Source organism: Bowdeniella nasicola, assembly GCF_001907295.1.
GTDB classification, from domain to species: domain Bacteria; phylum Actinomycetota; class Actinomycetes; order Actinomycetales; family Actinomycetaceae; genus Bowdeniella; species Bowdeniella nasicola.
This window is the reverse complement of sequence record NZ_MQVR01000101.1, coordinates 1-6,299: the sequence shown is the minus strand read 5'-3', so window position 1 is coordinate 6,299 and position 6,299 is coordinate 1. Positions and strand designations below refer to the sequence as shown.

The 6,299-nt window shown below is 62.2% G+C and carries 10 protein-coding genes; 2 read left to right on the top strand and 8 right to left on the bottom strand.

Annotated elements, in window-relative coordinates:
- Positions 1-165: 165 nt before the first annotated feature.
- Positions 166-636, top strand: coding sequence for a hypothetical protein (locus tag BSZ39_RS11815; RefSeq protein ID WP_073717527.1), 471 nt, complete (start codon positions 166-168; stop codon positions 634-636).
- Between the two features lie 3 nt (positions 637-639).
- On the opposite strand, the gene BSZ39_RS11810 is transcribed toward BSZ39_RS11815, so the two are convergent.
- Both BSZ39_RS11810 and BSZ39_RS11805 read right to left on the bottom strand, forming a co-directional pair.
- Positions 640-1,326: a response regulator transcription factor gene (locus BSZ39_RS11810; RefSeq protein WP_073717526.1), complete on the bottom strand. Its 687-nt coding sequence runs from the start codon at positions 1,324-1,326 to the stop codon at positions 640-642.
- The gene (locus tag BSZ39_RS11805) at positions 1,323-2,489 is read right to left on the bottom strand and encodes a sensor histidine kinase (RefSeq protein ID WP_245792514.1); all 1,167 of its coding nucleotides are present in this window, start codon (positions 2,487-2,489) and stop codon (positions 1,323-1,325) included. The genes BSZ39_RS11810 and BSZ39_RS11805 overlap by 4 nt, the downstream gene beginning before the upstream one ends.
- Before the next feature lie 142 nt (positions 2,490-2,631).
- Between BSZ39_RS11805 and phoU the strand changes: the two genes are divergently transcribed.
- The gene (gene phoU / locus BSZ39_RS11800) at positions 2,632-3,324 is read left to right on the top strand and encodes a phosphate signaling complex protein PhoU (protein ID WP_073717524.1); all 693 of its coding nucleotides are present in this window, start codon (positions 2,632-2,634) and stop codon (positions 3,322-3,324) included.
- 61 nt (positions 3,325-3,385) lie between these two features.
- Here the strand turns inward: phoU and BSZ39_RS11795 are convergent, their stop codons facing one another.
- From BSZ39_RS11795 to BSZ39_RS11775, 6 genes are all read right to left on the bottom strand, one after another.
- Positions 3,386-4,123, bottom strand: a complete 738-nt coding sequence (locus BSZ39_RS11795) for a phosphoglyceromutase (protein ID WP_073717523.1) — start codon at positions 4,121-4,123, stop codon at positions 3,386-3,388.
- Positions 4,124-4,161: 38 nt separating this feature from the next.
- Positions 4,162-4,488 (bottom strand): histone-like nucleoid-structuring protein Lsr2, encoded by a 327-nt coding sequence (locus BSZ39_RS11790; protein WP_073717522.1) that lies wholly within the window; start codon positions 4,486-4,488, stop codon positions 4,162-4,164.
- A gap of 86 nt (positions 4,489-4,574) precedes the next feature.
- The gene (locus tag BSZ39_RS11785; protein WP_073717521.1) at positions 4,575-4,763 is read right to left on the bottom strand and encodes a hypothetical protein; all 189 of its coding nucleotides are present in this window, start codon (positions 4,761-4,763) and stop codon (positions 4,575-4,577) included.
- A 95-nt stretch (positions 4,764-4,858) separates the two neighbouring features.
- Positions 4,859-4,987, bottom strand: a complete 129-nt coding sequence (locus tag BSZ39_RS14860) for a hypothetical protein (RefSeq protein WP_281247147.1) — start codon at positions 4,985-4,987, stop codon at positions 4,859-4,861.
- Positions 4,988-5,005: 18 nt separating this feature from the next.
- A complete protein-coding gene (locus BSZ39_RS11780) occupies positions 5,006-5,254 on the bottom strand; it encodes a hypothetical protein (protein ID WP_143180529.1) in 249 nt (82 codons plus the stop codon).
- A gap of 131 nt (positions 5,255-5,385) precedes the next feature.
- A complete protein-coding gene (locus BSZ39_RS11775; RefSeq protein WP_073717519.1) occupies positions 5,386-5,991 on the bottom strand; it encodes a hypothetical protein in 606 nt (201 codons plus the stop codon).
- Positions 5,992-6,299 lie beyond the last annotated feature (308 nt).

Here is a 6,299-nt window from a genome sequence, read left to right as displayed (position 1 = left end):
GACCATGACCGATACCGACACGCCCGCACTAGCAAGCTAAAACCCCAAACGAGAGGAAAACGCCGTTACACCACTACAAGGGACTTGACCCGATAGTGGCCCGCATTGTTCTCCGGTACCCTATTAGCAACCAGCGTCACCGACATGACTTCAAGGAGTCCCCTCATGGCTCGTCGCCCCCCGCGCACTCTCGCCGCCATCGCTGCCTTTGCGGTGGCGAGCCTCGGTCTTTCCGCGTGTAGCGCGGCCAGCCCGATCACTACGTCGAAGTCCTATGCCGCCTCCGATGGCGTTCGCGCCCAGTTCTCCAAGCACCTGCGCGCCGAGAACCTCATGGTCCTGACCGAAGGACCGGGCTCCCCCGCGACGCTGTATGGCGCGCTCGTCAACAACTCCGAGGAGCCAGCGACGTTTACGATTAAGGTCGGCGAACTGCCGGAGCAGACGGTCGAGGTCGCCCCGATGACCGTCGTGAACCTGCCGACCGAGGACGCGAAGTCCGGCTCGACGCAGGTCAAGCCCGGCGCGACGGTCGCGGGCCAGGTCGGCACCACGGCGACCGGCGCAATGAACGTGTCGGTGCCCGTCCTCGATGGCACGCTCCCGCCCTACGACGAATACATCAAGGGCAAGTAGAGCTTAGCTCTCCACCATCTTGTAGCCCAGACCCCGCACAGTGCGAATCATTCGCGGCGCTGCGGGGTCGGCTTCGATCCGGCCCCGGATGCGCTTGATGTGCACATCGAGCGTCTTCGTATCGCCGACGTAGCCCTCGCCCCAGATCCGATCCAGCAGCTGGCCGCGGGTGAGGACCCGGCCGGAATTGCGCATGAGGAACTCCAGCAGTTCGAATTCGCGCAGCGGCATCGAAATGAGCTGGCCGTCGACTTCTACCTCGTGGCGGTCCACGGACAGCCGCACGCGCCCCACTTCGAGGATCTCTTCGTGGCTGAGCGGCTCGCTGCCGCGCTCGCTGCGTCGCATCACGGCCGTGATACGCGCGAGCAGCTCCCGGTAGGAATACGGCTTTGTCACGTAATCGTCGGCGCCGATTTCGAGTCCGACGACCTTATCGATTTCCGAATCCTTCGCGGTCAGCATGATGACCGGGACGTCGGAGGATTTCCGGATCTCGCGGCACACCTCGATACCGGAAAGGCCCGGTAGCATGAGGTCGAGCAGGATGACGTCGATATCGTCGCTGAATTCGTCGAGGGCGGCGACCCCGGTCTCGACGGCGACGACCTCATAGCCGTCACGTTCGAGAGCGTAGGTCAGCGTTTCGCGGTAGGAGGCTTCATCTTCGACGACGAGGATACGGGTCACGATGGTTCTTTCTCGTTGCTGGTGGGATAGCGCCCGGCCGGGAAGGCGCGCGGCAGGACCAGGGTGAACGTCGATCCCCGGCCCGGTTCTGACCATAGCGTCACAGTACCGCCGTGGTCAGCAGCGATATGCTTAACGATCGATAATCCGAGACCGGTTCCGCCCGTTTCGCGCGAGCGAGCATCATCGACGCGATAGAAACGTTCGAAAATGCGCTCCTTTTGGTCCGGGCTCACGCCGATCCCCTCATCGACGACGGCGATCCGCACAACCTCCGAGTCCGCCGAGACCCCGAGGTTCACGCGCGAGAGCGGGTTGGAGTAGCGGATCGCGTTATCGAGCAGGTTGCGCACGGCCGTCATGAGCAGCGAGGTATCGCCATAGACCTGGGTGCCGGTCTCGCCGCCCGCGACAAGTTCGACGCGCGCACCTTCGGCGGTCACGCGCACGCGGTCGACCGCTTCCTCGACAACCTCGTCGACATTGACGACCTCACCGACGCCTAGCGCATCGGGGCTCTCCAGCCGCGACAGTTCGATGATTTCGGTGACGAGGCGTCCGAGCCGTTTCGCTTCGCGCGTCATGCGCGAGGAGAACTTCCGCACGGCCTCGGGATCCTCCGCCGAGTCGTGCACGGTCTCGGCGAGCAGCGCCAGCGCCCCCACCGGCGTCTTGAGCTCGTGGGAGACGTTTTGCATGAAGTCCCGCCGCGTATTTTCCAGCCGAACTTTTTCGGTCCGGTCGGTCGCGGCGAGCAGGACCCGTTCGCGCGGCAGCGGCGAGAGCCGAACGGTCAGGTAGTAGACGCTGGCGCCGCTGAGGTTCGAGCGCGGGACCTCGACGTCGGCTTGGACGGCGTTGCCGGTTTCGACCACCTTGTCGAACACGTCCTTGACCGGCCCGTCGACGAGCTTGCCGTCGACGACCAGGCCAAATGAGGCCGCGGTCGCGTCGGCGCGCAGGATTTCGCCGGTTTTGCGCAGCAGGACGGTACCTCCCGACAGGACGGACAGGATGTTTGACTCATCGCTCGAAATGTCCTCTGACTCGGGGATCTCCCCGCCACGCATCCGGTGCTGCGAGACGCGAAACGCCGCCACGGAGACGGATCCGACCAAGAGTCCGAGGAGTGCGGCGAGGATGGCTTGCCACGGAATGTCCACAACCGACACTGTAGGGCCAAATCCGCTTCATTTCTGCCCCTATCCCGAAACAGGATTTCTGTTACCTAGGCGGCAACCTTGCGTTAACCTCAACATGGTCGACTGATTCTTCGGTACCGAAACGCAAACAAGGAGTAGGCACATGCGTGCAATTTTCCGCCAGGAACTCGAGCAGCTCGGCGATCACCTGATCGAGATGAGTCGCCTGGTTGCGAGCGCTGTCGATGCGGCGGCGAAATCCCTCAAGACCGCTGACCTAGGGCTCGCCGAGAAAGTCGTCGATGATGACGAAAAGATCAATGAGCTCGAGCGCACCGTCGACGATTTGTGCATCTCCCTGCTCGCCCGCCAGCAGCCGGTCGCTACCGATCTGCGGATCGTCGTCACGGGCCTCATGATGTCGACGACGCTGGAGCGCATGGGCGATCTCGCCCGCCACGTCGCCTATGTCGCGCGCGGCCGCTACCCGCGCACCGCGTGCAGCGACGAGCTGGCCCGACTCGTCAACAAGATGGGTGACCAGGCCTCGACGATGGCGAAGCTCGTCATGACGCTCATGGAGTCGCGTGATCTGGCCGAAGCCGCCCGCATCGAGTCGGAAGACGATCGCCTCGATTCGCTGCACCGTGAGGTCTTCACGCGCGTGCTGAACCCCGAGTACGAGATGGAACGCCAGGAACTGATCGACGCTATCCTGCTTGCCCGGTTCCTCGAGCGCTTCGGTGACCACTGTGTGTCCCTCGCACGCCGCACCTCCTTCCTCGTCACCGGCGACTTGTCCAACTCGGTCGCGCTGCCGCTGGAGGAAGATGCCAGCGACCCGCACGCGCGCTAACGCGCAGCGACATAGCCCAAAGGCCGGACGATTGCTCGTCCGGCCTTTGGCGTGTGAGGCGTTACTTGCCCTGGTTGGCAACCGCCTGGATCGCGGCTGCCGCAGCGTCCGCGTCGAGGTAGGTGCCGCCCTGCTTGACGGGCTTGAGGTCCTCTTCGAGCTCGTATACCAGCGGGATACCCGTCGGAATGTTGAGTCCGGCGATGTCCTCATCGGAGATTCCATCGAGGTGCTTCACGATCGCGCGCAACGAGTTGCCGTGCGCGGCCACGAGAACGGTCTTACCCGACTTCAGGTCGGGAACGATCGCATCCTCCCAGTACGGCAGCATGCGCTCGAGGACGTCCTTCAGGCATTCGCTCTGCGAGATCGGTTCACCGGCGTAGCGGGGATCCGCGTCCTGGGAGAACTCGGAGCCGATCTCGATCGGCGGCGGCGGGGTGTCGTAGGAGCGTCGCCACTCCATGAACTTCTCCTCACCGTACTCGTCGCGGATCGCCTTCTTGTCCTTGCCCTGCAGGGCTCCGTAGTGACGCTCGTTCAGGCGCCAGTGCCGCTTGACCGGAATCCAGTGGCGGTCGGCCTTATCGAGCGCGAGATTTGCGGTGGAAATCGCGCGGCGCAGCAGCGACGTGTGGAGAACATCGGGAAGAATTCCTTCTTCCTTCAGCAGTTCACCACCGCGCTTTGCTTCCGCCTCGCCCTGCTCCGAAAGGGGCACATCGACCCATCCGGTGAAAAGGTTTTTCGCGTTCCATTCGCTCTGGCCATGCCGAAGCAGTACCAGTGTGTAAGTCATGAGATTATCTCCCGTTTCTGTAGGTGACTCACGTGGAATTAGGACGTGGCCTGCAGATACTTCTCGCGAATATCGGCGGGAATCCGACCGCGGTCGGAAACCTCGAAGCCCTGCTTGAGCGCCCAGGCGCGGATCTTTGCCGCATCCGAGGGACCACGATCAGCACTGGAGCGGCGCGAAGCACGCTGTCCGGGACGGCGGCGGGCCTTCGCAACCCACGGTTCGAGCGAATCGCGCAGCTTCTTTGCATTGTATTCGTTCAGATCGATCTCGTAGACCACACCATCGAGGCCAAAGCTCACGGATTCAACCGCTTCGCTGCCATCGATGTCATCAACAAGCACAATATGGACTTTCTGAGCCATGAGTTCTCCTTCGTCGACTTCATACACTCATTGTTCAGTGTATTGCCATGCGAGATAACAGCACAAGAAAAGATGAATACTGGATTTTATTCTCGACTCGTGGACTCCGTTGTGTCCGAATTGCCGACCTCATTGGCCGGCTGCGAATCGTATTCCGATTCCATTTGTGCCAGAAGCCGCCGCTCTCTGCGATCAGCTTGAAAGATCAATCGCATGACGAAGAAAAAGAGCACCCCGACGGCTACCGGAGGGAAGATCGCGATGAGGTAGTCCATGCCTCTAGGGTACCCGCTCATGCTTGGGACCTTAGCCGCGGCTTTTGAGCCCTCCACTATTCGGGAATCACGGAGCCTGCGACGCGGTGATGGGTTCAGCCGCGCCCGATGACCTTCTGCTTATGGGAGGGGAAATAGCCGCGCTCGAATTGGTAGGAGAGGAGGTCCCCACTCGTGGTCTTGGCGACGATCGCATTTCCACCCATGAGCCCGGGTACGGACATGATGGTCCGGAAGTTCCCTCAGCCCCAGCCGATCTGCGTGCGGTTGGTCAGCTGCCAGTTGGCGTTGTTCGTCCAGCGGTAGAGCTCACCACCGGGCGCGATCGCCGCGAGATGCGGTCGGCACCAGCCGGGGCTGCAGGTATTGAGCGGGAAGACTTTATGGCCACCGAAACCGACCCCGATGACGCGCCCGCCTTCGTAGCCGCCGCCGAACTTGCCACGGTAGACCATGACTTTCCCGTTCTTATGGACAGCAAGAACGTCCATGACGCCGTCAGCGTCTCAGTCCGTCTGGTGGTGTGTGGTGAAGCCACCCCAGCCCCATCCGATCTGTGTGCGGCCACCGAGGCTCGAACTGTGCCCGCGGTAGTTCCACAGGTCGCCGTGCCGATCGATGCTCACGACGTCCCCCTGACCGGGCGCCCAGAGTCCGCCGGCGGGCGGTAGGTCTCCGCTAGACCCCGTTCAATGATGGCCGAGACGTTATAGAAATGGCCCTGGTTCGCAACGGTCACGATCTTCGCATTGGTGAAGCCGGCGCGCCGATAGGTAGCAACGCCGCGCTGAGAGGCAACCTTCGCCGACCAGTCCTTGGGAATGGTGGCACCGGTGAACCAGGACTGTCGGTGCGCCATGAGCTCCTTGGTGATGAGCTCGGCTCCCCCGGACCAGCCGGTCAGCCACACCTGGGAGTAGTCCAGGCCGTGCCGAATGATGGCAGCATCGACGAGGTTGCGAGCGTAGGCACCCTTTTCCCGGTCATCCCACCAGTTATGGAGCCGGTGCATGCCAGGATCTCCCGGAGTGTGGGGAGCGATCAGCACGAGGTTGCGCTTGGCCGCCGAGTCGCGGATCCGGCCTATGAAGGCCACATCCTTATACCGGAAGTTCGAGGCCTTGGTGGTCTTCAGCGTCCTGGCTGTGGCGACCGCCGCGGTGTCGGCCGTAGCGGCCGGCTCGCTTGCTGCCGCTGCCCCCATAGGCAATGCGAGAAGGCCCGCCATTGCTCCAATTGCTAGCCGACGAATGGTTGTCCAGGCGTTCGCTACCGCACTTATGATTCACTCTCCCCGTCGAGCCCATAAACAACCGTGGGGCCACGATGACGGTGTCCAACACCTGCTGCATTTCGATATTAGTCAATTTTGATGGATGTCGATAAAAAAATCCCGCACTCTGGTCGCGCGGGCCCGGATCGCGGCATAGAAAAATCGGCTCTAGTTGAGTCCCTCATAGTGGTGTAGCGGGGTGGTCGTGCTGGACAGCAGGGCGGTCACCGCGTGATCCTCGAGTTCATCTTCTACAACTCACT